The sequence below is a fragment of the Bacillus sp. PAMC28748 genome, assembly GCF_014250415.1.
GTDB classification, from domain to species: Bacteria; Bacillota; Bacilli; order Bacillales; family Bacillaceae; genus Bacillus; species Bacillus licheniformis.
This window is the reverse complement of sequence record NZ_CP060192.1, coordinates 4,109,636-4,135,591: the sequence shown is the minus strand read 5'-3', so window position 1 is coordinate 4,135,591 and position 25,956 is coordinate 4,109,636. Positions and strand designations below refer to the sequence as shown.

General features: G+C 45.0%; 23 protein-coding genes, 2 pseudogenes and 1 riboswitch. Of the genes and pseudogenes, 16 read left to right on the top strand and 9 right to left on the bottom strand.

The genetic code is table 11. The annotated features are described in order from the left end of the window. The first annotated feature begins 295 nt into the window (after positions 1–295). Together pheS and pheT are read left to right on the top strand one after the other, a co-directional pair. On the top strand, positions 296–1,330 hold the full coding sequence (gene pheS / locus H7F26_RS21380; protein WP_003184229.1) for a phenylalanine--tRNA ligase subunit alpha: 1,035 nt from the start codon (positions 296–298) through the stop codon (positions 1,328–1,330). A 15-nt stretch (positions 1,331–1,345) separates the two neighbouring features. After that, on the top strand, positions 1,346–3,760 hold the full coding sequence (pheT, locus tag H7F26_RS21375) for a phenylalanine--tRNA ligase subunit beta (protein WP_021837637.1): 2,415 nt from the start codon (positions 1,346–1,348) through the stop codon (positions 3,758–3,760). A 171-nt stretch (positions 3,761–3,931) separates the two neighbouring features. Here pheT and H7F26_RS21370 read toward each other — a convergent pair whose 3' ends face one another. From H7F26_RS21370 to H7F26_RS21350, 5 genes are all read right to left on the bottom strand, one after another. After that, positions 3,932–4,480: a hypothetical protein gene (locus H7F26_RS21370; protein ID WP_003184223.1), complete on the bottom strand. Its 549-nt coding sequence runs from the start codon at positions 4,478–4,480 to the stop codon at positions 3,932–3,934. 10 nt (positions 4,481–4,490) lie between these two features. Next, positions 4,491–5,027 (bottom strand): stage II sporulation protein M, encoded by a 537-nt coding sequence (locus tag H7F26_RS21365; RefSeq protein ID WP_003184221.1) that lies wholly within the window; start codon positions 5,025–5,027, stop codon positions 4,491–4,493. Continuing rightward, on the bottom strand, positions 4,984–5,676 hold the full coding sequence (locus H7F26_RS21360) for an ABC transporter ATP-binding protein (RefSeq protein ID WP_009329341.1): 693 nt from the start codon (positions 5,674–5,676) through the stop codon (positions 4,984–4,986). The genes H7F26_RS21365 and H7F26_RS21360 overlap by 44 nt, the downstream gene beginning before the upstream one ends. 8 nt (positions 5,677–5,684) lie before the next feature. Then, complete coding sequence (locus H7F26_RS21355) at positions 5,685–7,127, bottom strand: hypothetical protein (protein ID WP_003184216.1); 1,443 nt, start codon at positions 7,125–7,127, stop codon at positions 5,685–5,687. Positions 7,128–7,198: 71 nt separating this feature from the next. Beyond that, positions 7,199–7,498 carry a hypothetical protein gene (locus tag H7F26_RS21350; RefSeq protein ID WP_003184214.1) on the bottom strand — a complete coding sequence of 100 codons (300 nt, stop codon included), beginning with the start codon at positions 7,496–7,498 and terminating at the stop codon, positions 7,199–7,201. A 306-nt stretch (positions 7,499–7,804) separates the two neighbouring features. On the opposite strand from H7F26_RS21350, the pseudogene H7F26_RS22320 reads away from it, so the two are divergent. Then, positions 7,805–7,888, top strand: a pseudogene (locus tag H7F26_RS22320) (hypothetical protein); the annotation flags it as partial. A gap of 59 nt (positions 7,889–7,947) precedes the next feature. On the opposite strand, the gene H7F26_RS21345 reads toward H7F26_RS22320, so the two are convergent. The 3 genes and pseudogenes from H7F26_RS21345 to rnhC all read right to left on the bottom strand — a co-directional run bounded on the left by H7F26_RS21345 (position 7,948) and on the right by rnhC (position 10,439). Next, entirely contained in the window at positions 7,948–8,751 is an 804-nt protein-coding gene (locus H7F26_RS21345; RefSeq protein WP_009329340.1) for a hypothetical protein, read from the bottom strand. Positions 8,752–8,956: 205 nt separating this feature from the next. Then, a pseudogene (locus tag H7F26_RS22315) lies at positions 8,957–9,163 on the bottom strand (hypothetical protein). Positions 9,164–9,497: 334 nt separating this feature from the next. Further along, on the bottom strand, positions 9,498–10,439 hold the full coding sequence (gene rnhC / locus H7F26_RS21340) for a ribonuclease HIII (protein ID WP_003184208.1): 942 nt from the start codon (positions 10,437–10,439) through the stop codon (positions 9,498–9,500). Between the two features lie 149 nt (positions 10,440–10,588). Here rnhC and zapA point away from each other — a divergent pair, with 149 nt between their 5' ends. The 13 genes from zapA (at position 10,589) to H7F26_RS21275 (ending at position 25,351) form a co-directional block, all read left to right on the top strand. Further along, complete coding sequence (gene zapA / locus H7F26_RS21335; protein WP_003184205.1) at positions 10,589–10,846, top strand: cell division protein ZapA; 258 nt, start codon at positions 10,589–10,591, stop codon at positions 10,844–10,846. A gap of 8 nt (positions 10,847–10,854) precedes the next feature. Then, the gene (locus H7F26_RS21330; RefSeq protein WP_003184204.1) at positions 10,855–11,391 is read left to right on the top strand and encodes a CvpA family protein; all 537 of its coding nucleotides are present in this window, start codon (positions 10,855–10,857) and stop codon (positions 11,389–11,391) included. Between the two features lie 143 nt (positions 11,392–11,534). Continuing rightward, entirely contained in the window at positions 11,535–13,250 is a 1,716-nt protein-coding gene (polX, locus tag H7F26_RS21325) for a DNA polymerase/3'-5' exonuclease PolX (protein ID WP_003184202.1), read from the top strand. Positions 13,251–13,266: 16 nt separating this feature from the next. Continuing rightward, positions 13,267–15,624 carry an endonuclease MutS2 gene (locus tag H7F26_RS21320; RefSeq protein WP_009329338.1) on the top strand — a complete coding sequence of 786 codons (2,358 nt, stop codon included), beginning with the start codon at positions 13,267–13,269 and terminating at the stop codon, positions 15,622–15,624. An 18-nt stretch (positions 15,625–15,642) separates the two neighbouring features. Continuing rightward, positions 15,643–16,047, top strand: a complete 405-nt coding sequence (locus H7F26_RS21315) for a DUF350 domain-containing protein (RefSeq protein WP_003184198.1) — start codon at positions 15,643–15,645, stop codon at positions 16,045–16,047. 209 nt (positions 16,048–16,256) lie between these two features. Further along, complete coding sequence (locus tag H7F26_RS21310) at positions 16,257–17,936, top strand: AMP-binding protein (protein ID WP_003184197.1); 1,680 nt, start codon at positions 16,257–16,259, stop codon at positions 17,934–17,936. 136 nt (positions 17,937–18,072) lie between these two features. After that, positions 18,073–18,675 (top strand): fatty acid metabolism transcriptional regulator FadR, encoded by a 603-nt coding sequence (locus H7F26_RS21305; RefSeq protein WP_003184196.1) that lies wholly within the window; start codon positions 18,073–18,075, stop codon positions 18,673–18,675. A 2-nt stretch (positions 18,676–18,677) separates the two neighbouring features. Beyond that, positions 18,678–19,454: an enoyl-CoA hydratase gene (locus H7F26_RS21300; RefSeq protein ID WP_003184194.1), complete on the top strand. Its 777-nt coding sequence runs from the start codon at positions 18,678–18,680 to the stop codon at positions 19,452–19,454. Positions 19,455–19,485: 31 nt separating this feature from the next. Further along, positions 19,486–20,259 (top strand): electron transfer flavoprotein subunit beta/FixA family protein, encoded by a 774-nt coding sequence (locus H7F26_RS21295; RefSeq protein ID WP_003184191.1) that lies wholly within the window; start codon positions 19,486–19,488, stop codon positions 20,257–20,259. 49 nt (positions 20,260–20,308) lie between these two features. After that, positions 20,309–21,286 (top strand): electron transfer flavoprotein subunit alpha/FixB family protein, encoded by a 978-nt coding sequence (locus tag H7F26_RS21290; protein WP_003184190.1) that lies wholly within the window; start codon positions 20,309–20,311, stop codon positions 21,284–21,286. A 212-nt stretch (positions 21,287–21,498) separates the two neighbouring features. Next, positions 21,499–21,813 (top strand): thioredoxin, encoded by a 315-nt coding sequence (trxA, locus tag H7F26_RS21285; protein WP_003184189.1) that lies wholly within the window; start codon positions 21,499–21,501, stop codon positions 21,811–21,813. A gap of 142 nt (positions 21,814–21,955) precedes the next feature. Next, the gene (uvrC, locus tag H7F26_RS21280; RefSeq protein WP_016885566.1) at positions 21,956–23,728 is read left to right on the top strand and encodes an excinuclease ABC subunit UvrC; all 1,773 of its coding nucleotides are present in this window, start codon (positions 21,956–21,958) and stop codon (positions 23,726–23,728) included. 64 nt (positions 23,729–23,792) lie between these two features. Further along, positions 23,793–23,972: riboswitch (Lysine riboswitch) on the top strand. Positions 23,973–24,121: 149 nt separating this feature from the next. After that, a complete protein-coding gene (locus tag H7F26_RS21275) occupies positions 24,122–25,351 on the top strand; it encodes an aspartate kinase (protein WP_003184185.1) in 1,230 nt (409 codons plus the stop codon). Between the two features lie 44 nt (positions 25,352–25,395). Here the strand turns inward: H7F26_RS21275 and H7F26_RS21270 are convergent, their stop codons facing one another. Beyond that, positions 25,396–25,839, bottom strand: coding sequence for a YslB family protein (locus H7F26_RS21270; protein ID WP_003184184.1), 444 nt, complete (start codon positions 25,837–25,839; stop codon positions 25,396–25,398). Positions 25,840–25,956 lie beyond the last annotated feature (117 nt).

Genomic DNA, 25,956 nt, shown 5'->3' with positions numbered 1-25,956 from the left:
TCCGTTTTTTCACATGCCGCCATTCAGGGAGAAAATGCCTGAGACTGCAAGCATTTTTATGGCAGGCCGGAAAAACGCTTCACCTCTTGAGTTGTCACCGGGACCACGTCCCTCGAGGGATGTGTAAAGGTGAACCGGATTTATTCCGTTATGCCAATGAAGTAAGCAGCAAAGCTTTTTTGCTTTGTTTTAAAAAAGGGTGGTACCACGGCCACGATTCGTCCCTTTCATTATAAAAGGGGCTTTTTTTATTGCCTAAAAAACAGGTTGCTACATAAAAGGAGGAGTTTTTAAGATGCAGGAAGAGCTGAAACGGCTTGAAAAAGAAGCGGTTGAAAAAGTGGAAGCCGCTGGTTCATTAAAAGAAGTCAACGATGTCCGCGTTGCGTATCTGGGAAAAAAGGGACCGATCACAGAAGTGCTTCGGGGAATGGGAAAGCTGTCCGCTGAAGAAAGGCCGAAAATGGGGGCCTTGGCGAACGAAGTAAGAGAGAAAATCGCCGCGGCGATCGCCGAAAAAAATGCCCGCCTTGAGGAAGAAGAGGTGAAAAGGAAGCTGAAAGAGCAGACGATTGACGTGACGCTTCCGGGAAGCCCTGTGAAAACAGGAGCGCGGCATCCGCTGACGATCGTTATTGAAGAAATCGAAGACTTGTTTATCAGCATGGGATATTCGGTGGAAGAGGGGCCTGAAGTGGAAACCGACTATTATAACTTCGAAGCGCTCAACCTTCCGAAAGAGCACCCGGCCCGGGATATGCAAGACAGCTTTTATATTACGGAAGATACGCTGATGAGAACACAGACATCTCCTGTTCAGACGCGCACGATGGAAAAACATAAAGGCAAAGGCCCTGTCAAAATCATCTGCCCCGGCAAAGTGTACCGCCGCGACAACGATGATGCGACACATTCCCATCAGTTTATGCAGATTGAAGGGCTCTGCGTTGACCGTGATATCAGCATGAGCGACTTAAAAGGAACCCTGGAAACGGTCGCGAAAAAGATGTTCGGCGAAGAGCGCGAAATCAGACTGCGTCCAAGCTTCTTCCCGTTTACAGAGCCGTCTGTCGAAGTCGATGTTTCCTGCTTTAAATGCGGAGGCAAAGGCTGCTCCGTTTGTAAACAAACGGGCTGGATCGAAATTCTCGGCGCCGGAATGGTGCATCCGAACGTGCTCGAAATGGCCGGATTCGATTCCAAACAATATCAGGGATTTGCTTTTGGGATGGGCGTTGAACGGATCGCAATGCTGAAGTACGGCATTGACGACATTCGTCATTTCTATACGAACGATGTCAGATTTTTATCTCAATTTAAACAAGCTTAAAGAGGAGGACGCGTGATGTTTGTTTCATATAAATGGCTGCAAGAATACGTGAATTTAGACGGGATGACTCCCGAGATTCTCGCTGAAAAGATTACAAGAAGCGGAATTGAAGTGGAAGGCATCGAATATAAGGGAGAAGGAATTAAAGGTGTTGTCATTGGACATGTGCTGGAGCGCGAACAGCATCCGAACGCCGACAAATTAAACAAATGCCTCGTCGATATCGGCGAAGAAGAGCCTGTCCAGATCATCTGCGGGGCTCCGAATGTGGACAAAGGGCAAAAAGTAGCCGTCGCCACGGTTGGCGCGGTATTGCCCGGCGATTTTAAAATCAAAAAGGCTAAGCTCCGCGGGGAAGCGTCTAACGGCATGATCTGCTCTTTGCAGGAGCTTGGCATTCAAGGCAAGCTTGTGCCGAAAGAATATGCGGAAGGCATCTTCGTTTTCCCGGGCGATGCTGAAACCGGGGCGGACGCCCTTCAAAGCCTGGCGCTCGACGATGCGGTTCTCGAACTGGGACTGACGCCAAACCGCGCCGACGCCATGAACATGCTCGGTGTTGCCTATGAAGTGGCTGCGATTCTCGGCCGCGAAGTCAAGCTCCCTGAGACGGCTTATCAGGCAGGCGCCGAAAAAGCGGCGGACTATATTTCCGTCAAAATTGAAGATACAGAAGCCAATCCTTTATACGCGGCGAAAATCATTAAAGACGTCAAAATCGGCCCGTCGCCGCTTTGGATGCAGACGAAGCTGATCAACGCCGGCATCAGACCGCACAACAATGTCGTCGACATTACGAACTTTGTGCTGCTCGAATACGGCCAGCCGCTCCACGCGTTTGATTATGACCGCTTCGGCTCAAAAGAGGTCGTCATCCGCAAAGCGTACGAGAACGAAACGATAACGACGCTCGACGAACAAGAAAGAACGCTGACCCCTGAGCACCTTGTCATCACAAACGGCTCTTCTCCGCAGGCTGTCGCAGGCGTAATGGGCGGAGCGGAATCAGAAGTCCGCGAAGATACGGCGACAGTGCTGCTGGAAGCGGCGTATTTCAACGGCCAGACCGTTCGCAAAGCATCAAAGGACCTAGGTCTTCGCAGCGAATCAAGCGTCCGCTTTGAAAAAGGCATCGATCCTGCACGGGTGCGCCTCGCTGCAGAACGCGCGGCAGATTTGATCAGCCGGTATGCCGGAGGAACCGTCTTGGAAGGTACGGTCGAAGAAAACCATCTTGACATCAAAGAGAATGTCATCCGCCTTTCCGTTGATAAAGTGACGAAGGTTCTCGGCATGTCCATCAGCAAAGAAGAAATGGTCAACATTTTTGAAAGGCTCGGCTTTGCAGTTGAAGACGCTGAACGTGAACTGGTCGTGACGGTTCCGTCAAGAAGAGGCGATATTGCGATTGAAGAAGATTTGATCGAAGAGGTCGCAAGACTGTACGGATATGACAACATTCCGTCGACACTGCCGGAAGTAACAGGCTTTGCGGGCGGACTGACACCTTATCAGGACAAGCGCAGAAAAGTAAGACGCTTCCTGGAAGGAGCAGGGCTTTCCCAGGCGATCACATACTCATTAACAAACGATAAAAAAGCGACGGCTTACGCATTGGAAAAATCGTTTAAAACGATCCTTTCACTGCCGATGAGCGAGGAAAGAAGCGTGCTGAGGCACAGCCTGCTCCCTAATCTGCTCGATTCGGTTGCATACAACTTGGCAAGGCAGGCCGATTCAGCTGCTTTTTATGAAATCGGTTCTGTTTTCTTGAAAGCCGAAGAACATACGAAACCGGTCGAAAAAGAACACGTCGCCGGAGCCGTGACAGGCCTGTGGCACAAAAACCTCTGGCAGGGCGAGAAAAAGCCGGTTGATTTCTTCGTCGTAAAAGGCATCGTCGAAGGTCTGTTGGAAAAGCTCGGAATCACCGAAGGCATCGAATTCGCTCAATCTGAAAGAAAAGAGCTTCATCCTGGGCGGACAGCCAATATTTTGCACAACGGCTCATTAGTCGGCTTCATCGGCCAGCTGCATCCGTCAGTTGAAAAAGAGCTGGACCTGAGCGACACGTATGTGTTTGAACTGGACCTGCACGAGCTCCTCCGATTGGATGTACCGGAGATCACGTATACACCAATTCCGAAGTATCCTTCTGTTACAAGGGACATCGCGCTTGTTGTAGACAAACAAACAACGGCCGGCCAGCTTGAGGACGTCATCAAAACAGCAGGCGGCAAATGGCTGAAAGAAGTCCATGTCTTTGACGTCTATGAAGGCGAGCACATGGAAGAAGGCAAGAAGTCCGTCGCCTTCAGCCTGCAATATTTGAATCCTGAACAGACATTGACAGAAGAAGAAGTGACAAAAGTCCACGACCAAGTGCTGAAAGCGCTGGAAGATAAATATCAGGCTGTATTGAGAGGATAAAGAAAAACCGGTCCCCGATCATTTGGGAACCGGTTTTTTTGCATTGGAAAAATTGTCGGCCTATTGTAAGTTTTAATTATTTTAGGATGGCAAGAATATTTATGTAAAATATTTTGAATTAAGTTGTATCGAATTCTCATATGTTATTTAATGAGTCTATACGAAGGTAATCTATGCAAGAATATCGGAGAAAATAGATATGGCAATAGAAAATAAAAACAATATGAAAAAAGAAAAAGAGTATTTAATTTTTAGTGAGTTTTCTTTCTTTTCTAGACATAAATAGCACCAAAAAAATAACGAAATTAAAGAAAAAATGTTTAAATTTCTTAAAAAAGGAATAGAAAAAAGACTTTCAGCATCTTTTAAGCCAAATAGATAAAAGACAATAACTAAGACACTGCCTACAAGATTGAAATAGTAGGAAAGAACACCTTTTGAAAAAATGTTTTTAAAGGAATCCTTTGCTCCAAAAATCATAATAGCGAGCCAAATGATTAAAGTGAAAAATAAAAGCTCAAGAAGGGGTTTTATCGCTTCGCCAATTACTGCTATTGTAATGCCAATCCATTTACTGATAGTAATAAGATTTCCATATTCATCTTCGTTTAATTCATGTAAGCTAGCATCGATCTCATTCATTTTTAAAATGGAAACACATAAGGCTGCAGCTCCAGATAATAGACAAATACATATTAAGTTGAATTTAGTCTTCTTCATATTGAACTCCTTATTTTAGTAATATTACGTAGTATTCGACAATAGATGCTAAGATTAGAAGGCCTACTGCACTTATCATTATTATTGTGTACTCTTTTACTTTCGGCTTAATCATTAGGTTTATTTCAGACTTTTTTAGAAATCTTAAAAAACGGGAAGAAATATCAAGAGATATTACATAAAAAGCAAGAAGGGCAAGGATTTCAAAGGGGCCGTGAAATAAGAGATATTGTAGTGATTTCCAAAAACCTAAAGACTTCTCATATGAAAAGAAAATTGCCCCTGAGAAATAACCGTTTAAAAACACTACTACACTAGATAGGAAACCAACACTGATTAATCCAAGAAAGAAAATAGTTAGTCCTACAATTAAGTTATTTGTAAAAATCTCTAAAGCGTTGGATATTTTAAAGCTATCATAGTAAGTCTCGTGTATTTCTTGAAATACAAAAAAGCTAAGAGAAAAACCGAAACCAAAAATAATAATGAACAAAATAGAGTATTTAGCATAGGTATTCAAGGAATTTTTTTTCAAGGCTGGCTTCATTAAATGTCTCCCCGGCTAATTTTTTTTCAGTGTGGATAATATTTCCGTTATTAATAAATAATATCTCATCACAAAGATCTGCTGCAAACTGTAAGATATGCGTGGATAAAATAATAATTCTATTTTGATTTCTAATATTAATTAAAATCTTTTTCATATCCGCCATGTTTTTTGGATCAAGTCCTGTAAAAGGCTCATCAAGCAAGATAACATCAGGTTGATGCAAAGTGGAAAGAATAAAAGACATTCTTTGACGCATTCCTCTTGATAGCGAAGATGCCATTTGGTCTTTTTGTTCTTTTAGACTGAACATGTCTAAGGTTTCAATGATTTGTTCTTGGGATAATGGTTTTTCAATTAATAAAGATTGGTACTTGATTAATTCATAACACGTTAAATTCTCAAATAATTTTGGATCGTCTTCTAGGTATCCGATTTTCTCTAAATAATTGGTAAGATGTCCATCAACGACTACCTCACCGCTATCCGGAGGAATGAGGCCTGCAATAATTTCTAATAGGGTCGTTTTTCCTGCTCCGTTTTTACCGAGCAATCCAATAATCTGATTTCGCCCGCAAGCGAATTCTAAATTCTTCATGCTAAAATTGGATTGAGGATATTCTTTTGATATATTTTGCAGTTTAAGCATATAATCACTCACTCGAATAAAGATTTTATTGATATGTAATTTTTGTTGATTGTTGATTTCCATATTTGCTTGTTTATGGAGTGCAGTAGCGTTATGATACATAACAAAGTGATAAAAATAACAACATACAAAACTTTGTTGTAAGTTGAAACAATGGCTAACCCTATTAGTAATCCAAATACTAAATTAAGAAAGATTTTGCTTAAAGTACTGGGAACTTGATAAATGTAATCCCATTTAAAATATGGAAACAATATAGTTGAAGTGAGACAGCTTAACCCCAAAGTAACAGCTATCATCAATAAGATAATGGATAATGCAATAAAATGATCCGGTTTTATATAAAAATTTGAAATCGCAGCATAGATTAAAACAAATAACACATGTGCTAAGACAGAGATTTTGGTTTTTGCTTTTATTTTGTTTTTAATAAAGTTTGGCTTGTGCTGATTCAAAGGTATAATAAGACCATCAATATCAAAAGAAACCAATGATTGAATCATGATAGAGATAAAGACTAACGGGAACAGCACGCTGAACATAAAGCTGAATTCGTTGGAAATTCCAGTGTCTGCAAATCGATCAGTGTTAAAACCATACAAAATGATTGTTAGTAAACCTGCTGATAAACTTAAAATAAATAATAAAACCGACCACCTTACAGGCGGGTTCCTATATAGAAGGATCAGCTCGTAATATAGAAGGCTTCTGCTCTCTCTAGACTTCTTCAAATTTGTATCAGTCTTGCTATTTAAATGATCATTAAAAATGGAAAGGTTTCTTAAACTTTTATACCACACTATAATTAACAGGATTGTTAAAGATACCATTATTGGTATAGATATTGAAAAAATTCGCATATTATTGATGTTTAGAAATAACAAATTATATTTGAGTATAAAAAAGATCCAAAGAATTAAAATTCCATTTGTGAAAAAGCCAATAATGCTTGAGACATTTATGAATTTAGGCAATACTAATAGCCTTATAAAATGAAGTCTAAGCAAATATCCTAGTATAGCGGACAATAAACCAATCACAGCAATCGCGAAGACTTCTTCCAAAGACTGATGAATGAGATAATATACAATCGATGAACCAACATAAAAAGATATTAAAGATAAAAATGAACTATAAAATTTACTAATATCTTTTCCTAATATAAATTGATCCAATTTGATTCCCAGAATGGCCATTTGTTTTTTGTCGGAGGAAAACATAACTCTGAAAATACTTTTATCAATATTTACAGTAAGGATAAACAGAAAAAAAGAAAGATGAATGATGACTAGATTTTTAATGATGTACCCAGCAAAGCTGCCAATTATTAAAGGGAAAACAACGAATGACAATATCAATACGAATAATGCAAGCCATTTGCTTTTAGTATTAAATTTTCGAATGTCGTTGGTTAAAAGAATTTTTGAATAAATTAAGTATTTATTATTCATTGAAAACCATCCTGACTTAAATGTGGAGGAAAGGGCATTTTAAATAATACCCTTTCCTAAATTAAAACTTATTAGTAAGCGATAGCATATCTAATTCCGTATTTTTTTGCATAGGAAAAAACTAGGGATGCAATCGCTCCGAGTCCAAAAGTCCCTAGAACCGCTGCAATTGCTCCAACAGTGCCAGCAGCATTTAAGATGGCACTAATTGAAGTAAGAGCCCATCCCGGAATCTGAGGATAGGTTGCTGCTAGGTCTGCAATCGGTAAAACTGGTGCTGTTGTTGCGTATAACATTGTGAAAAATGTAAGTGTAAAAAGTAGACCTAAGGCTAAAGAAGCGTTGATGCGTTGTTTTTTAGAAATTGTCATATTTTCACCCCCTTTGTCTCTTGTAGGGCTATTATTACACTTATGGTTATTTTAGTAAATATAACGGATTATCTATTCTATTTTTATTGATATATAAATCAAAAGTTTCTTTTTAGAAAGGAATTACAATCTCATTTTCTTATTTTTATTGGTTGAATATATCGAATATACTGTGTTTAGATAGAATGTTAGTAGTTTAATATAGTCTTGTTAGGGGGGGCGATATCTCCTCTGTATAGAACGAAATTCATGACTCAATTCTCAAGAATTCTGGAAAAAGGCATTTATAGCCCGCATATTAAAATCCTAGCCAAGGAAGAAGTGACAAAAGTTCACGACCAAGTGCTGAAGGCACTTGAGGATACGTATCAGGCTGTATTGAGAGGATAAAGAAAAACCGGTACCCGATCATTCGGGAACCGGTTTTTTATCTTCAACATGGTCATAAGCTATTGACGCTTCAGCATCCGTTCGATTTTCTCTTCATCGGAGTCTAAAGCTCCGTACAGTACACCGGGCATGCTGTATTGATTCCGCTTCCCTGCTGCAGTATAACGTAAAACAGGGGTGACCGTATAAAAATCATATTCGCCTGTCATATGAAAAGACGGGACGACGATGTGTTTGCTTTGTTTCGCTTGAATGGCGGTCCCCTTGTCAAATGTATACGCCATGACGCCGTTTAGATCGGTGATCTTTTCAAGGGAAATATCTTTTGCGAGATTGTTTTTCAGCCGAACGTCCAAGGACGGTTTTGGATATCCTGCAGTATATTGACCGGCAGGCGACAGATCGCCGCTTCGAACATTGTGATGGTTTTGAAGGGTGATCTTTCCGATTTGAAATGCTTCTCTATCACGTCCGTTAAAAGATATCAGCAGCTGATCCGCTTTTTCCGGTTTATCGCTTGAGACCCGGACATCTACGATGATGTTGACGAGCGTATAGCCTTTATGGCGAATCCCTGTTTCAACCTTGTAATCGCTGATTTGTATATGATTGTTATCAAAAGCGAGCGACGTAACCGTCTCACCGCTTAGAGGAACGCCGGCGTTTGCTTTTTGCAGGCCGAAAATGTTAAACGACATCGTCTCGTTTTCCATCATATGGCTGATGTAGTTTCGGGCAAAGAAAAGCCCGGTTTCTTTATTTTCGCTGGCCTCTGTAAAGTTCGCCTTGTTGAAGAAAATAAAGAGAGAAAATGCCAGAGCTGTGCATATGGTGAGCGTGATGATCCATTTTATTTTTGACATGGTGATTCCTTTCTGAGTCTGTCGATTTGTATGGAAGGAATGCGGAGATATTCGCAATAATCATCCATAGAGGTCCAATGATTTCGCCATATAAAGAAGAGAAGGTTCAAACATTTCACAGCCGGTCAAAATTCAGCAGGGTGTCTGAATTTCAGTTTGCTTGAAAAAAGGTGTAGCAAATATATTAAAGATTAGCTCGATTAAGCTAATCTTTTTTATTTAGAAGAAAATATCCCAATTTAGAAAGTAAGTACAAAGTGAACACAATCATTAAAGTTCTTGAAATCACGAGATTCCATGAATGGCTAAGTCATATCCTGAAGATCAAAGCCTTTGTATTTAACATAAAATACATTGATATTATGAGAGCTGAAATAATTAAAAGAATGCCAAATGAACCTGATTTCTTCATCCAAATCCCCGCCTTATATCTTAGAAGTATCCAGAAACAAAGGAGTACACATTCAAAAGCCATCTGGTGTGCAGTAAGCTGAAAATTGAGATAATTGAATATGGGCCATATTAAAAGACAATATCATGAAGCAATTCAGCCTAGCGCTTGATATCGCTTTGCCTCTGTTGGAACAATTAAAGCCCCTGTATATGGGGCTTCAATTCTAAGTTTGTTCAATATACTACAATTAATTTGAATTTTCAATCCTTATTTTTCATTTATTGTTAATGTTTTAGTGAAATATGCGGGTCTAGTTGCAACGGACCCGCTTATCCAGCCTAGTCCGCACCGCTTACCGTTTCGACGCAATCCGCTTCGCCTTCTGCGTATTGGCAAAATGCAGCTTTGTGAATACCCGCAATGCGTCTTCGCCGTGTTTCTTGATCAGCTTGGCGCCGGCTTCATCGACGAGCGGGCCCGCTCCTTTCGGAAGCGTAATGCCGGCTTGTTTTGACAGCTTATCCATTTCCATTAAAAATGAATAGCGTGCAATGATCGAGGCTGCTGCAACTGAAAGATGGATGCCTTCCGCTTTTGTGCTGAAATATGTACGTTCTTTGACGGCGGTTTTGCCTGCCAGATGCTTGAAGTATACGGCCGGTTCGGCGAACTGGTCGATTAAAATCGCTTCAGGCCGGGTTCCGTCCAATTTTTTGAGAAGGTTGCCGATCGCCTGGTTGTGGAGAAGAGCTTTCATTTTTCCTTGGCTCATCCCTTTTTCCTGCATTTCATTATACTTTTCGTTTCTTAAAACGAGCAGGCTGTAAGGGACTGTCTTGATTAAGTCGCGCGCGATCTGAACGATTTGCGGATCTTTTAAGTTTTTCGAGTCTTTAACACCGAGTTCTTTTAACAGCGGAAGCTTCGCCTTGTCAGCGTATACGCACGCGACGGTGATCGGGCCGAAATAATCGCCTGTCCCGACTTCATCGGAGCCGATCACAGACATGGAACCGATGCCTTCAGGCGGCTGATAGACGGACGGGATGCTTTTTTTCGATGCGGGCTTTTTGGGAGCCGGTGTTTCAGCATCCGCCGTCCAGCGCTCCGCTTCCTTTTCCGCGTTTTTTCCTTGGAACAGCACCTTCCCCGACCGGTATGCTGTAATGGTGCACCCTTGGGGTTTGGCTTGGAAAACTGCGCCCTGTACGGAAAGTGAAGTAATGTCAGGCCCGTAGTGGCTTTGCATCCGTTCAATAACAGACGGGGGAACTTTTAAAACAGAATGTGACACGTTCTAATCTCCTTTATTAGCTTTAAATACGCTAAATCATTGTTTTCATAAGTGTATCATAACAGCGGAGGGCTCGTCTTTCCATTCAATCTGTAAACATGTTATGATATAGACTAGGATTCTCGCATAATTGGAATGGAGGAGAAACGTTGTCTGATGGTCAAAAAACGAAAACAACAGTTGACATCTACGGTCAGCAATTCACAATTGTCGGCGATGAGAGCAAGAGCCATATGAGGCACGTTGCCTCGATTGTGGATGATAAAATGAGAGAAATCAACGAAAAAAATCCGTATCTTGATATAAATAAACTGGCCGTTTTGACGGCTGTAAATGTGGTTCACGATTATTTGAAGCTTAAGGAAGAGCTTGAGAGATTAAAAGGACAAATAAAAGAAAAGGATTGAACATCACGATGTTAGATATCATCATTATCATTTTGCTTTTGTCCGGTTTGTTTATTGGACTCAAAAGAGGGTTTATCCGCCAGTTTATCCGTTTGGTTACGTTTATCGCAGCGATCGCTGTGGCCGCAACCTATTACGGCGACCTTGCGCCTAAGCTCGGCTGGATTCCGTCTCCCGACTTTACGGGCGGCCAGGCTGCGCTGGCGTTTGTAAACGGAAGCCTTGAAGGCGCTTATTACAATATGATTGCGTTTTTGATTCTCTTTATCCTGACGATTATCCTTTTGAGAGTTGCCGCATCGTTTTTGGATGCCGTCGCAAGCATACCGGTTCTCAAACAGATCAACCAAATACTCGGAGCCGTGCTCGGTTTTGCGGAAATCTATCTGTTCGTGTTTGTCGTTCTGTTCATCGGAACGCTTCTGCCGATTGATGTCCTGCAAAGCATGATGGCCGGTTCAGTCATGGCTGATTTGATCATTCATAAAACACCGTTTTTATCAAACATGTTAAACAATCTGCTGCATCAGTACGGATCTTTGTAAAAACTTCTCTGTTTGTAGGGAAGTTTTTTTTCGGGGCTCTTGAGAACCCCGGAAGCTGTCGGATATGCCTGTTTGTTGTAGGATCAGCCAAAAATTTGTATGATTGAAGCAGGATGAACGAGGGGAAACAAGAGGTGAACAACATGCATAAAAAAGATATCATCAAATTGCTTGAAACGATTGCGATATATATGGAACTAAAAGGGGACAACCCGTTTAAAATCTCCGCTTTCAGAAAGGCTGCGGCAGCTCTTGAACAAGACGACCGGAGCCTCTCGGAAATCGATGATATGACGTCCCTGTCCGGGATCGGCAAAGGCACATACGCTGTCATCAAGGAATATATGGACACGGGAGCATCCGGAACGCTGGAACGATTAAAGGAAGAGGTTCCGGAAGGACTTGTCCCGCTTTTGAAGCTTCCGGGTCTCGGCGGCAAAAAAATCGCCAAGCTGTATCAGGAGCTCGGCGTCTGTGATGCGGCATCTTTAAAAGAGGCCTGCGAACAGCAAAAGGTTCAGGGGCTTGCCGGATTCGGCAAAAAGACGGAGGAAAAAATCCTGCAGGCTTTGGGTGAAGCGGGAAAACGCCCTGAACGGTACCCGATCGCGGTCGCTTTGGCCGTCGCTGACATCATCGAAGAGCAGCTTGAAGGGCTCCCGGGCCTCATTAAGTTTTCACGGGCCGGAAGCCTGCGCCGCGCCAAAGAAACGGTGAAAGACCTCGATTACATTATGGCTGTCACTGATCCGGAACTTGTCCGGGAAGGGCTCTTAAAGCTTTCGAACATCAAGGAGGTCATTGCCGCAGGAGATACGAAAGTGTCTCTCACATTTGCGTTTGAATACGAAATCAGTGCGGATTTCCGGCTGGTGACAGAGGAACAGTTCCCAACGACGCTTCATCATTTTACCGGATCAAAAGACCACAATATCAAAATGCGCCAGCTTGCCAAAGAAAAAGGCGAAAGAATCAGTGAATACGGCGTCGAAACCGTTGAAACTGGAGAAATTAAAACTTTCTCAAGCGAAAAAGAGTTTTTCGCCCATTTCGGGCTTCCGTTTATTCCGCCCGAACTGCGGGAGACAGGAAGAGAAGTCGAGGACTACAGCGTTGACATCGGACTCGTTTCCGCCGAGGATATTCAAGGAGACCTTCACATGCACTCGGCTTGGAGCGACGGTGCTTTTTCGATCAGGGAAATGGCGGAAGCATGCATGGCAAAAGGGTACCGCTATATGGCGATCACAGACCATTCCCAATATTTAAAAGTCGCAGGCGGTTTGACGCCTGAGCGCCTTCGCATGCAGGCGAAGGAAATTGATGAACTGAATAAGGAATTTACCGATTTTCATATTTTTAAAGGCGTGGAAATGGACATCCTGCCTGACGGAACACTGGATTATGACGACGAGCTGCTGGCGGAAATGGATCTTGTCATTGCTTCCATCCATTCAAGCTTTTCACAGCCGCAGCATGTCATCATGAAGCGGCTTGAAACCGCGCTGCTGAATCAGCACGTTGACATTATCGCTCATCCGACCGGCCGTCTGATCGGAAGAAGGGCGGGGTATGAAGTCGATATTGACCAGCTGATCGAACTTGCGAAAAAAACGAATACAGCATTGGAGCTGAACGCAAATCCAGCGCGGCTCGATCTCAGAATGGAGCACTTGATCAAAGCGAATGCTGCCGGAGTGACACTCGTTATTAATACGGATGCCCACAACACAGCGATGCTTGATGATATGAAAACGGGCGTTACGGCAGCGAGAAAAGGATGGACGCCAAAGGCCAATGTATTAAACACCCGCTCCTTTGAAGAAGTCCAGGCATTTTTGTCGCGCCATCGATCTTAAGGAGGTTTAATGGACGTTGCAGCAAAAAGCGCTATCAGCACTTGAATTTCATAAAGTAAAAGAACAGCTCACAGAGCATGCGGCATCTTCTTTGGGGAAGGAAATGCTTTTGGAACTCAAACCTTCCCGTTCGCTCGAAGAAGTTAAAAAGCTGCAGGAAGAAGTCGATGAAGCAGGAACCGTCCTGCGTTTAAAAGGAAGCGCCCCTTTCGGCGGCCTTACGGACATTAGAAAAGCGTTAAGAAGGGCAGAAATCGGCAGCATTTTAAGCCCGGCGGAATTGACTGAAATATCGGGTCTGCTATACGCAGCAAAACAGATGAAGCACTTTCTTGAAGGCCTGTTCGAAGACGGGGTTGAGATTCCTTATCTTCATCAATATGCAGAAAAGCTCATACCGCTTTCCGAATTGGAAAGGGACATCAATTCGTGCATCGATGATCATGGGGAAGTGCTTGATCATGCATCAGAGACGTTAAGGGGAATCAGGACCCAGCTGCGGACGCTTGAATCAAGAATCAGGGACCGGCTGGAATCGATGCTGCGTTCTTCATCTGCGCAAAAAATGCTGTCGGATACGATCATCACGATTCGCAACGACCGCTTCGTCATCCCTGTCAAACAGGAGTACAGATCAAGCTACGGAGGAATCGTGCACGATCAGTCTTCTTCCGGTGCGACATTGTTTATCGAGCCTCAGGCGATTGTCGATATGAACAATGCGCTTCGCCAGGCAAAAGTAAACGAAAAACAGGAGATTGAACGGATTTTGCGCGTCCTGACAGAAAAGACGGCAGAGCACACAAATGAGCTCTTTCACGATGTCAAAGTGCTTCAGACGCTGGACTTTATTTTTGCAAAAGCAAAATATGCAAAAGCGACAAAAGCGGTTAAACCGGCTGTCAACGCTGACGGCTATGTCCGCCTGATTCAAGCCCGCCACCCGCTTTTGCCCCTGGATGAGGTCGTTCCGAATGATATTGAGCTCGGCGGAGAGTATACGACAATTGTCATCACGGGCCCGAACACGGGGGGGAAAACGGTGACGCTCAAAACGCTCGGGCTTTTGACCATGATGGCGCAGTCGGGATTGCACGTACCGGCGGAAGAAGGATCAGAGACCGCCGTATTTGATCAAGTATTTGCCGATATCGGCGATGAACAGTCAATCGAACAAAGCTTAAGTACGTTCTCGTCGCATATGGTCAACATCGTCGATATTTTGAAAGACATGACGGAAAACAGCCTTGTGCTTTTTGACGAGCTCGGTGCCGGAACAGACCCGCAGGAAGGCGCGGCCCTTGCGATCAGCATCCTTGATGAGGTGTGCCAGACAGGCGCACGCGTCATTGCCACGACCCATTACCCGGAGCTGAAGGCATACGGCTACAATCGCGAAAATGTCATTAATGCAAGCGTCGAATTTGATATCGATACACTATCACCGACATACAAGCTTTTAATTGGAGTGCCCGGCCGAAGCAATGCGTTCGAAATCTCGAAGCGCCTCGGGCTGCCTGATTACCTGATCGGCCGCGCAAAAGCGGAGATGACGGCCGAACATAATGAAGTTGATACGATGATCGCATCGCTGGAAGACAGCAAAAAGCGCGCAGAAGCGGAGCTCAAGGAGACCGAAGCCATCCGCGCGGAAGCTGAAGCCCTTCACCGCGACCTGCAGCAGCAGATCAGCGAATGGCAGGAGAAAAAAGACAAGCTCTACGAAGAAGCGGAGCAAAAAGCGGCTGAAAAAGTCAAAGCAGCGATGAAAGAAGCAGACGACATCATCCAGTCGCTCCGCATGATCAAAGAAGACCATAAAGCATTTAAAGACCATGAGCTGATCGAGGCGAAAAAGCGCCTTGAAGAAGCCGTGCCTTCGTTTGAAAAAGCGAAAAAGCCGGCTCAGAAAAAAACGGACAAGCGCGAATTAAAACCGGGCGATGAAGTCAAAGTTTTAACCTTTGGCCAAAAAGGGACGCTGCTCGAAAAAACGGGTGCGGCCGAATGGAATGTGCAAATCGGCATCCTGAAAATGAAGGTCAAGGAAAAGGATCTGGAATTCCTGAAATCGGCACCCGAACCCGAGAAACAAAAAACGATCGCCGCCGTCAAAGGGAAAGATTATCACGTCTCGCTCGAACTCGACCTTAGGGGGGAGCGGTATGAAAATGCGCTTCACCGGGTTGAAAAATACTTGGATGATGCGGTGCTTGCGGGCTATCCGAGAGTCTCGATCATTCACGGAAAAGGAACCGGCGCCCTCCGAAAAGGCGTCCAGGACCTATTGAAATCCCACCGCAATGTGAAAAACTCCCGGTTCGGCGAAGCGGGAGAGGGAGGATCAGGAGTCACCATTGTCGAATTAAAATAATAAAGGGAGTCTAAAAGGATGAAAGAGTTTTGGGAGAACAACCTTGTGGAAATCGCCGCGTACTACAGTGTTTCCGTTTTGTGTCTTGTGATATTTTTATCTGTGTTTGAACTCGTCACCACGTATAAAAATTGGGAGGAGATTCAAAAAGGAAACATGGCGGTTGCGATGGCAACAGGCGGAAAAATTTTAGGCATCGCCAACGTGCTGCAAAAATCGATCAGCCAGCATAATTCCCTGCTGCAAATGATGGGGTGGGGGCTGTTCGGTTTTATCCTGCTTTTGATCGGCTACTTCATTTTTGAATTTCTGACGCCGCGCTTTAAAATTGACAAGGAGATTGAAAACGACAACCGCGCAGTCGGCTTCATTTCATTCGTCATTTCAGTAGGCCTGTCATTTGTCGTGGCTTCGGGTATCTAAAGGGGATCAACATGGAGAAATTAGCGAAAGTCCTGTTTTTTACAGCTGGGGTATTTGTGGTTATCGGCCTGATTTATATGATCTTTTATGCTTGAAAAAGGTGTCCTAAAAAAGGGGCGCCTTTTTAAAAATGAAAAAATATCATTACTTTCTGAATATTGTTTTGATATACTCAAATCAAGAATATATTGTTTAAAAGGGGGGAGCTTATGCCGACTGAAAAACCGTGGCTGCGTCATTATCCCGAACAAATTCCTCACGAGCTGCAATTTGAAGATCAAACACTCCATTCCATCCTGCAACAATCCGCCCAGCAGTTTTCAGAAAAAACAGCGATTCATTTTCTCGGAAAAAAACGTTCGTACCGGGAAGTTTACGAGGATGCTTTAAAAATGGCAGATTACCTGCTGTCGCTCGGCATTCAAAAAGGAGACAGAGTATCGATCATGCTGCCGAACTGCCCGCAGGCGGTTATCGCGTATTACGGCGTTCTTTTCTCCGGCGGCATCGTCGTCCAGACAAATCCGCTGTATACGGAAAGGGAGCTTGAACATCTGCTTCATGACAGCGGGGCAACCATCATCATTACGCTCGACATGCTGTACCCGGCGGCATATAAAATGAAAGCGCTAACAAGCATTAGGCACATCATTGCGACAAGCATAAAAGATTACCTGCCTTTCCCTAAAAATCTGCTGTACCCGATCGTTCAAAAAAAAGAGAATCAAATGTCCGTTGAGATCAATGAAAATGAGACGACCCACCTTTTCCGCACCATCATGAAACGCCCCGTTCCAAGCGGACCGCCCGGTATTGAAATTGATCCGGCCCACGACATTGCCGTCCTGCAGTATACCGGAGGAACGACAGGCACGCCAAAAGGCGTCATGCTCAGCCACCGCAACATACTAGCCAACATGGAGATGTGCGCCGCCTGGTTTTATCAATTGAATAAAGGGGAGGAGAAGGTGCTGGGGATCGTTCCGTTTTTTCACGTCTACGGAATGACGGCCGTCTTGAATTTCACGATCAGGCAGGGGTATGAAATGATCCTGCTGCCGAGATTTGACGCGCGCGCAGCGCTGAAAACGATCGATAAAGAAAAGCCGACGATATTTCCGGGGGCGCCGACGATTTATATCGCCCTGTTGAACCATCCCGACCTTCACCAATACGATCTGTCATCGATTAAGAGCTGTTTGAGCGGATCTGCGGCGCTTCCTGTTGAAGTCAAACAGCAGTTTGAAAAGGTGACGGGCGGAAGGCTTGTCGAAGGTTATGGAATGTCTGAAACGTCGCCGGTCACTCACGCCAATTTTATTTGGGATTTGAATAAAGCGGGCAGTATCGGGTGTCCTTGGCCTGGTACAGACGCTGCTATCTATTCGGAAGAAACCGGCGGTTTTCTCGGGCCTTATGAGCATGGAGAAATCGCCGTCAAAGGACCGCAGGTGATGAAAGGCTACTGGAACAATGATGAAGAAACCGCTCAGAGTCTAAGGGACGGCTGGTTTTTTACCGGAGACATCGGCTACATGGATAAAGACGGCTTCTTTTATATCGTCGACCGCAAAAAAGACGTGATCATTGCCGGGGGATACAACATCTACCCGCGCGAAATCGAAGAAGTGCTCTACGAGCATGAAGCCGTTCAGGAGGCGGTCGTTGCCGGCATCCCTGATGAATACAGGGGGGAAACGGTTAAGGCTTTTGTTGTGCTGAAAGATCATGTTACAATAACGGAGAAGGAATTGGACGAATATGCCAGATCGCGTCTCGCTCCTTATAAAGTGCCAAAAGTATACGAGTTCAGGGACGAACTTCCGAAAACGGCGGTCGGAAAGATTTTAAGAAGAGCGCTCGTTCAAGAGGAAAAGACCGGCGTCTGAAAAAGCATGCCGTCGATTTTGACGGCATGCTTTTGTGATGCGATTTACTTTTAGCTTCTTGACAAAGCGTCCATTTTTATTTACGATTAACTCATGAATGAGTATTCATTCATTAATTTGAAAGGAACGAAGCCAATTGAAACAAAAGAGACCAAAGTATATGCAGATTATCGACGCAGCTGTCATTGTGATTGCAGAAAACGGATACCATCAGGCGCAGGTTTCAAAAATCGCCAAGCAGGCCGGGGTGGCGGACGGCACCATTTATCTTTATTTTAAAAACAAAGAAGACATTCTCATCTCATTATTCAAAGAGAAAATGGGACAGTTTATCGAGCAGATGAGCGAAGAAATGACAGCGAAAAATTCGGCGACAGAAAAGCTTTCGCTGTTCATCAAAAAGCACTTTGAACTGCTCAGCAGCGATCGCCACCTCGCGATTGTCACCCAGCTTGAGCTGAGGCAGTCGAATCTTGAGCTGAGGCTGAAAATCAATGAGATTCTCAAAGGGTACTTAACGATCCTGGAAGACATCATCACCGAAGGAAAAGAAGCTGGAGAATTTAAAAGCACGCTTGACGTCCGCCTTGCGAAGCAGATGATTTTCGGTACGGTGGATGAGACGGTTACAACCTGGGTGATGAATGATCAAAAATACGATCTCCCAAACCTGGCAGACAGCATTCATGAATTGCTGATCCACGGGTTCAGCAGCCAAAAGACGAAGGAGGAGGAATAAAAATGGCAGCATTATCATACGCCGTAGACGGCCATGTTGCGACGATTACGATTCAGCACCCGCCGGCAAATGCGCTATCGACGCAAGTGCTTGAAGATCTTTCTGCATGCCTTGATGAACTTTCAGAACGTCAGGATGTCAGAAGCGTCGTTATTCACGGGGAAGGAAGATTTTTCTCGGCAGGCGCTGATATTAAAGAGTTTACATCATTGATGGACGGGTCTGATTATGCAAATTTGGCTGATAAGGGCCAGCAGATTTTCGAAAAAGTAGAATCTTTTCCAAAACCGGTGATCGCCGCGATTCACGGGGCCACTCTTGGAGGCGGTCTTGAGCTAGCGATGGCATGCCACATCCGGATTGCCGAGGAAAGCGCAAAGCTCGGCCTTCCCGAACTGAATCTCGGAATCATTCCCGGCTTTGCGGGAACGCAGCGCCTTCCCAAGTATGTGGGCACCGCCAAAGCGCTTGAAATGATCGGGACATCAGAGCCGATATCCGGCAAGGAAGCTTTTGAATACGGTCTTGTCACGATTTTGGCGGCGAATGAAGAAGAAGTGCTGCAAAAGGCAAAAGAGCTCGCACAAAAATTCGCTGAAAAAAGTCCGCAGACGATGGCTTATGTCATTGAACTCCTGAATTCGAGCAAAGTGTATTCGTATGAAGGAGGCCTCAAGCTAGAAGGGAAATACTTCGGCGAAGTGTTCCAATCCGAGGATGCGAAGGAAGGGATTCAGGCATTTCTTGAAAAGCGGAAGCCGCATTTTAAAGGGAAATAACAAACGTGAAAACAAAGGGGATGAACAGAACATGAACATTTATGTCTTAATGAAGCGCACGTTTGATACAGAGGAGAAAATTCAGATCGAACAAGGGGAAATCAACACGGACGGAGCGGAATTCATCATCAATCCGTACGATGAGTACGCCATTGAAGAAGCGCTCCAGTTGAAAGAGAAGCACGGCGGTGAAATTACGGTCGTGACAGTCGGCGAGGAAGAAGCTGAAAAAGAACTCAGGACGGCTCTGGCGATGGGGTGCGACAAAGCCGTTCTGATCAACATTGAAGACGACGTGGAAGAAGCGGACCAATATACGGCTTCAGCCATCCTTTACAACTATTTGAAAGACCGCGAGTACGACATTATACTCGGCGGGAATGTGGCGATCGACGGGGGATCGGGACAGGTTGCGCCTCGTTTGGCCGAACTGCTGGGCATTCCTTGTATTACGACGATTACAAAGCTGACGGTAAACGGCGGAGATGTTGAAGCGGAACGCGACGCCGAGGGCGATCTTGAAGTGATCCAAACATCGCTTCCAATCGTAGCGACTGCACAGCAGGGGTTGAACGAGCCGCGTTATCCGTCTCTTCCGGGAATCATGAAGGCAAAGAAAAAGCCTCTCGAGGAGCTTGAGCTTGATGATCTCGACATCGACGAAGAAGACGTGGCTGCGAAAACAAAAACGATCGAACGGTTCCTGCCTCCGAAAAAAGAAGCCGGGAAAATCCTTGAAGGGGAGCCGGAGCAGCAGGCGGCAGAACTTGTATCACTGCTGAGAAGCGAAGCAAAGGTCGTATGAAGCCGAAGGGAGAAATAACACGGTCATTAAAATACAGGGGGAAATGGACATGAGCAAAAAAGTTATCGTATTGGGAGAGTTCAGAGACGGTTCGTTGAGGAATGTGACTTTCGAAGCGATAGCCGCAGGAAAAACGGTTGCCGAAGGGGGAGAGGTGATCGGCGTACTGTTCGGTGAAAGCGTTTCAAGTCATGCGGCAGAACTGATCCATTACGGCGCTGACAGAGTGCTTACAGCCGAAAACCCGCTCTTGAAAAACTATACGTCTGACGGCTATGTTCAAGCCTTGTTGCCGATCATAGAACGCGAGAATCCGGACGTCATCATTTTCGGACATACGTCAATGGGAAAAGACTTGTCGCCGAAGCTTTCAGCCCGTATGGGAACAGGGCTGATATCGGATGCCGTCGATGTCGAAGTGGCCGGCGGCAACATCGTGTTTACAAGGCCGATTTACTCGGGCAAAGCGTTTGAACGGATCATTTCCGAAGATGAAACGATTTTTGCAACGATCAGACCGAATAATATCGCCCCGCTTGACAAAGATGAGACGCGGACAGGAGCGGTCGAAAGCATCGAAGCAGATATTCGGGACATCAGAACGGTCATCAAGGATATTGTCAAAAAAACGTCCGAAGGCGTCGATTTGTCTGAAGCGAAAATTATCGTAGCCGGCGGTCGCGGCGTCAAAAGCGAGGAAGGCTTTAAACCGCTGCAGAAGCTCGCCGATGTATTGGGCGGGGCGGTCGGCGCTTCAAGGGGAGCCTGTGACGCAGACTACTGCGACTATTCGCTTCAAATCGGCCAGACCGGCAAAGTTGTGACACCTGACTTATATATCGCCTGCGGCATTTCAGGAGCGATTCAGCACCTCGCAGGGATGTCAAACAGCAAAATCATCGTTGCCATCAACAAAGATCCGGAAGCTGATATATTTAAAATTGCCGACTACGGGATCGTCGGCGACTTATTTGAAATCGTTCCGCTGCTCACGGAGGAATTTAAAAAGCTGAGCGTCAGCACATGATCAAAAGCCGGCCTGAAATGGCCGGCTTTTGACATAGGCACATTTCCGCCTTCTGCAAAATAACATGGGATATGGACATTTTCAGAAAGGCTAAAATCCCGATGTGTAAAACTGTGCAGATAGGGAAACGTATAATCAAGCATTATGTTAGCGTGAACCAAAGGGAGATGCTATACTAAAAAGCATAATTTCACAATTGGAGGAATGAAAGAATGGCTATCGTAAAAGCAACTGATCAAACATTCTCATCTGAAACAAGCGAAGGCGTAGTTCTTGCCGACTTTTGGGCTCCTTGGTGCGGACCTTGTAAAATGATCGCGCCGGTACTTGAAGAGCTTGATCAAGAAATGGGAGACAAACTGAAAATCGTAAAAATCGATGTTGACGAAAACCAAGAAACTGCCGGCAAATACGGCGTGATGAGCATCCCGACTCTCCTCGTACTAAAAGACGGCGAAGTGGTCGAAACATCTGTCGGCTTTAAACCGAAAGAAGCGCTTGAAGAACTGGTCAACAAACATTTGTAAAATAGAAACCTGTGAAAAAGGCGATTCCAAAGGGATCGCTTTTTTCTTACAAGTCATCTTCTTTCTCCATTTGTGGCGAACGTACGGTCGGTCATGGTAAACTTAAATGAAGGAAAAACGCCGAAATAAGGAAGGATTTTTGATGAACAAAAAAATCAAAGAAAAGCTGGCCCTTCTTCCGGATCAGCCTGGCTGCTACTTGATGAAAGACAGGCAGGATACCGTCATCTACGTCGGGAAAGCGAAAATCTTAAAAAACAGGGTCCGCTCCTATTTCAGCGGGTCCCATGATGCCAAAACACAGCGTCTTGTCAGTGAAATTGAAGACTTCGAATACATTGTCACATCCTCGAACATCGAAGCGCTCATTCTTGAAATGAATTTAATCAAAAAGTACGACCCGAAATATAACGTGATGCTTAAAGATGATAAAAGCTACCCGTTCATTAAAATCACGAACGAGCGGCATCCGAAGCTGATTGTCACAAGGAAGGTCAAAAAAGACAAAGGCCGCTATTTCGGGCCGTACCCCAATGTCCAGGCTGCGAGGGAAACAAAAAAGCTGCTGGACCGCCTCTATCCGCTCAGAAAGTGCGCCAAGCTGCCTGACCGCGTCTGTTTGTACTATCATCTCGGACAATGTCTGGCGCCATGCGTATATGATGTGTCTGAAGAGACAAACAGACAGCTCACAGAAGAAATTACCCGCTTTTTAAAAGGCGGCTACAATGAAGTGAAGAAAGAGCTTGAAGCAAAAATGCTCGAAGCCTCGGAAAACCTGCAGTTTGAACGGGCGAAAGAATTCCGCGATCAAATTGCCCATATCGAGTCAACGATGGAAAAACAGAAAATGATGCTGAATGACATGGTTGACCGCGATGTATTTGCCTATTCGTATGACAAGGGCTGGATGTGCGTCCAGGTCTTCTTCATCAGGCAGGGCAAATTGATTGAAAGAGATGTCAGCATGTTTCCTTTATACAGGGAAGCAGACGAGGAATTTCTGACATTCATCGGGCAATTTTACTCCAAAAACAACCATTTTCTTCCGAAGGAAATTTTGGTGCCTGACAGCGTCGACAAGGACATGATTGAGGAGCTTTTGGACGTGAACGTGCGCCAGCCGAAAAGAGGAGCGAAAAAAGACCTGCTGCTCCTTGCCCATAAAAATGCAAAGCTCGCTTTGAAGGAGAAGTTTTCGCTCATTGAACGGGATGAAGAGCGGACGATCGGCGCGATTGAAAAGCTCGGAAAAGCGCTGGACATCTACACGCCATACAGAATTGAAGCGTTTGATAACTCAAATATTCAAGGAACGGACCCTGTTTCGGCCATGGTTGTATTTCTCGATGGAAAACCGCATAAAAAAGAGTACCGCAAATATAAGATCAAGACGGTTGAAGGTCCTGACGACTACGGATCAATGCGCGAAGTCATCAGAAGAAGATATACAAGGGTGCTGAAAGAGAATCTGCCGCTGCCTGATTTAATTTTGATCGACGGCGGAAAGGGGCAGGTGTCTGCCGCCCTTGACGTTCTGGAAAATGAACTGGGTCTCGATGTCCCTGTTGCCGGTCTGGTGAAAGACGATAAGCACAGAACATCCAACCTTTTGATCGGCGATCCCCTTGAGATCGTCCAGCTTGAGCGGAACAGCCAGGAATTTTACCTGCTTCAGCGCATTCAGGACGAAGTGCACAGGTTTGCGATCAGCTTCCACAGGCAGCTCAGGGGAAAAAGCGCATTTCAATCGGTGCTGGACGGCATACCGGGCGTCGGCGAACAGCGGAAAAAACTGCTGTTAAAACATTTCGGTTCCGTTAAGAAAATGAAGGAAGCGAGCGCCGAAGATATCCGCAAGCTCGGCATACCTCTGAAAACGGCGCAGCTGATCGAAGAGGCATTGAAAAAATAATGTTGAACTTTTAAAAAGAATCTGATAGAATTTGTACTAATTTCATAATAAGATCGTGTGATATGGTGAAGATAGAGGTGCGAACTTCAAGAGTAGGCTTGATGAGGAAGATGGATTCCGATGAAGAAAGCCGAAAGGGGAGCGTCGCCGAAGCGGGGAAAAATCCACTCGTTTTTCCTGCTGGCTTTACATTGAATAAATGTGAGGCTGTCAAGAAATCATTTCTTGGAGAGCTATCTCGTTGTTTAAGATCATCGGCATTTTTGTTGGTTAAAGCAATGAGGGAATTCTCTCGTTGCTTTTTTTGTGCAAAAAAAACCGTACAGGCCGCCGGTCAAGCTTTCCTCTTCATACATAAACAAACACGAACGAAAACAAAAAGGGTGGTATTTGATGGGTCTCATCGTCCAAAAATTTGGCGGAACTTCCGTAGGGTCAGTGGAAAAAATATTGAATGTCGCAAACCGCGTCATCGAAGAAAAACAGCGCGGTCATGATGTTGTCGTCGTCGTTTCGGCGATGGGCAAATCGACGGACTCCCTCGTCGCGCTTGCCAAGGAAATCACCGAGCAGCCGAGCAGCAGGGAAATGGACATGCTGCTGACAACAGGAGAGCAGGTGACGATTTCGCTGTTGACAATGGCTTTGCAGAACAAGGGGTATGATGCGGTTTCCTATACAGGCTGGCAGGCCGGCATCGAAACCGAAAATATTCACGGCAACGCAAGAATTACGAACATTGATACAGCCAAGCTGAAAGAGCGCCTGAATGAAGGGAAAATCGCCGTTGTCGCCGGATTCCAGGGCGTCACAGCGGAAGGCGAAATCACAACGCTCGGCAGAGGCGGATCAGATACGACAGCCGTTGCCCTCGCAGCAGCCCTGAAAGCTGATAAATGCGACATTTACACCGATGTGCCGGGGGTTTTCACGACGGATCCCCGCTATGTGAAAACAGCGCGGAAGCTGGCCGGAATCTCCTACGATGAAATGCTGGAGCTTGCCAATCTTGGAGCAGGCGTCCTTCATCCGAGAGCTGTTGAATTTGCGAAAAACTACCAGGTGCCTTTGGAAGTCCGTTCAAGCACCGAAAAAGAAGCCGGCACATTAATCGAGGAGGAATCATCAATGGAACAGAATTTAATCGTAAGAGGCATTGCATTTGAAGATCAGATCACACGCGTGACCGTATGCGGCCTGGCGAGCGGCCTGACGACGCTGTCAACGATTTTTACAACGCTCGCCAAACAGAACATCAACGTTGACATCATCATTCAATCGGTGACAGGCACAAGCAAAACGTCGATTTCTTTCTCAGTGAAAACGGAAGACTTAAAACGGACGGTTGAAGTTCTAGAAGAATACAAAGACGCGCTCGACTATGAACAGATTGAAACGGAAAACAGGCTTGCCAAAGTGTCGATCGTCGGTTCTGGCATGATCTCCAACCCGGGAGTAGCAGCGGAAATGTTCGCTGTGCTGGCGGAAAAAAACATCCAGGTCAAAATGGTCAGCACATCCGAAATCAAAGTTTCGACTGTCGTCAACGAAGGCGATATGGTGAAAGCCGTTGAAGCGCTGCATGATGCTTTTGAACTGTCGAAGCAGACAGCAGTCATTTAAAAAGAAAAAGGCGGGACTTTTGCAGTCTCCGCCTTTTTGCATAGTTATGCCGGGTCTTTCAAATCCCATTTCACCGTTAAAACCACTTTTCCGGCTCTTTTTTTCACCTGTTCATAAGATTCGGCAATTTGTTCGTTCATCAGCTGGATTTGCTCGGCGATAAACCCGGCTTCAAGCTGAAAGCAGGGCTCCTTTTGATACTTGAGGCGGTTTGAAACCAGCGGGCCTTCGAGTTCAAACTCAAGCTCCTGTTTTTTTGAATGGACGATCGCAAGCGTTCCCCAGCCTGCATCCTGAAAGAAAGCGGGAAGATCCTCCCGGGATTCAAGCGGGAACTTGCGGGCGAGCTTTTTTCCCGCCCAGTACATCATATCTGCGTAGTCTTGTCCCAGCATATCGGGAAGCAGCACTTCCCTGATCAACTCATAGCCATATGCGGAGACTTCCAGCTCTTTTAATTGCGCTAAGTTTGCTTCATATTTATTCATATCCAATGTCTCCCCTCTTTTCTCCGTTTATTATAGCTTAAATGGGGTGAAAGATTACAGCGGAGACATGCATTTAGGAAGAAAAAAATCTGATATATTTATATTTTGATAAAATAA

Excerpts from the sequence above, each read along its gene's own strand:
- pheS (WP_003184229.1), top strand. The coding sequence starts at position 296 with ATGCAGGAAGAGCTGAAACGGCTTGAAAAAGAAGCGGTTGAAAAAGTG.
- pheT (WP_021837637.1), top strand. The coding sequence starts at position 1,346 with ATGTTTGTTTCATATAAATGGCTGCAAGAATACGTGAATTTAGACGGG.
- H7F26_RS21370 (WP_003184223.1), bottom strand. The coding sequence starts at position 4,480 with ATGAAGAAGACTAAATTCAACTTAATATGTATTTGTCTATTATCTGGA.
- H7F26_RS21365 (WP_003184221.1), bottom strand. The coding sequence starts at position 5,027 with ATGAAGCCAGCCTTGAAAAAAAATTCCTTGAATACCTATGCTAAATAC.
- H7F26_RS21360 (WP_009329341.1), bottom strand. The coding sequence starts at position 5,676 with ATGCTTAAACTGCAAAATATATCAAAAGAATATCCTCAATCCAATTTT.
- H7F26_RS21355 (WP_003184216.1), bottom strand. The coding sequence starts at position 7,127 with ATGAATAATAAATACTTAATTTATTCAAAAATTCTTTTAACCAACGAC.
- H7F26_RS21350 (WP_003184214.1), bottom strand. The coding sequence starts at position 7,498 with ATGACAATTTCTAAAAAACAACGCATCAACGCTTCTTTAGCCTTAGGT.
- H7F26_RS21345 (WP_009329340.1), bottom strand. The coding sequence starts at position 8,751 with ATGTCAAAAATAAAATGGATCATCACGCTCACCATATGCACAGCTCTG.
- H7F26_RS21330 (WP_003184204.1), top strand. The coding sequence starts at position 10,855 with ATGTTAGATATCATCATTATCATTTTGCTTTTGTCCGGTTTGTTTATT.
- polX (WP_003184202.1), top strand. The coding sequence starts at position 11,535 with ATGCATAAAAAAGATATCATCAAATTGCTTGAAACGATTGCGATATAT.
- H7F26_RS21315 (WP_003184198.1), top strand. The coding sequence starts at position 15,643 with ATGAAAGAGTTTTGGGAGAACAACCTTGTGGAAATCGCCGCGTACTAC.
- H7F26_RS21310 (WP_003184197.1), top strand. The coding sequence starts at position 16,257 with ATGCCGACTGAAAAACCGTGGCTGCGTCATTATCCCGAACAAATTCCT.
- H7F26_RS21300 (WP_003184194.1), top strand. The coding sequence starts at position 18,678 with ATGGCAGCATTATCATACGCCGTAGACGGCCATGTTGCGACGATTACG.
- H7F26_RS21295 (WP_003184191.1), top strand. The coding sequence starts at position 19,486 with ATGAACATTTATGTCTTAATGAAGCGCACGTTTGATACAGAGGAGAAA.
- H7F26_RS21290 (WP_003184190.1), top strand. The coding sequence starts at position 20,309 with ATGAGCAAAAAAGTTATCGTATTGGGAGAGTTCAGAGACGGTTCGTTG.
- trxA (WP_003184189.1), top strand. The coding sequence starts at position 21,499 with ATGGCTATCGTAAAAGCAACTGATCAAACATTCTCATCTGAAACAAGC.
- uvrC (WP_016885566.1), top strand. The coding sequence starts at position 21,956 with ATGAACAAAAAAATCAAAGAAAAGCTGGCCCTTCTTCCGGATCAGCCT.
- H7F26_RS21275 (WP_003184185.1), top strand. The coding sequence starts at position 24,122 with ATGGGTCTCATCGTCCAAAAATTTGGCGGAACTTCCGTAGGGTCAGTG.
- H7F26_RS21270 (WP_003184184.1), bottom strand. The coding sequence starts at position 25,839 with ATGAATAAATATGAAGCAAACTTAGCGCAATTAAAAGAGCTGGAAGTC.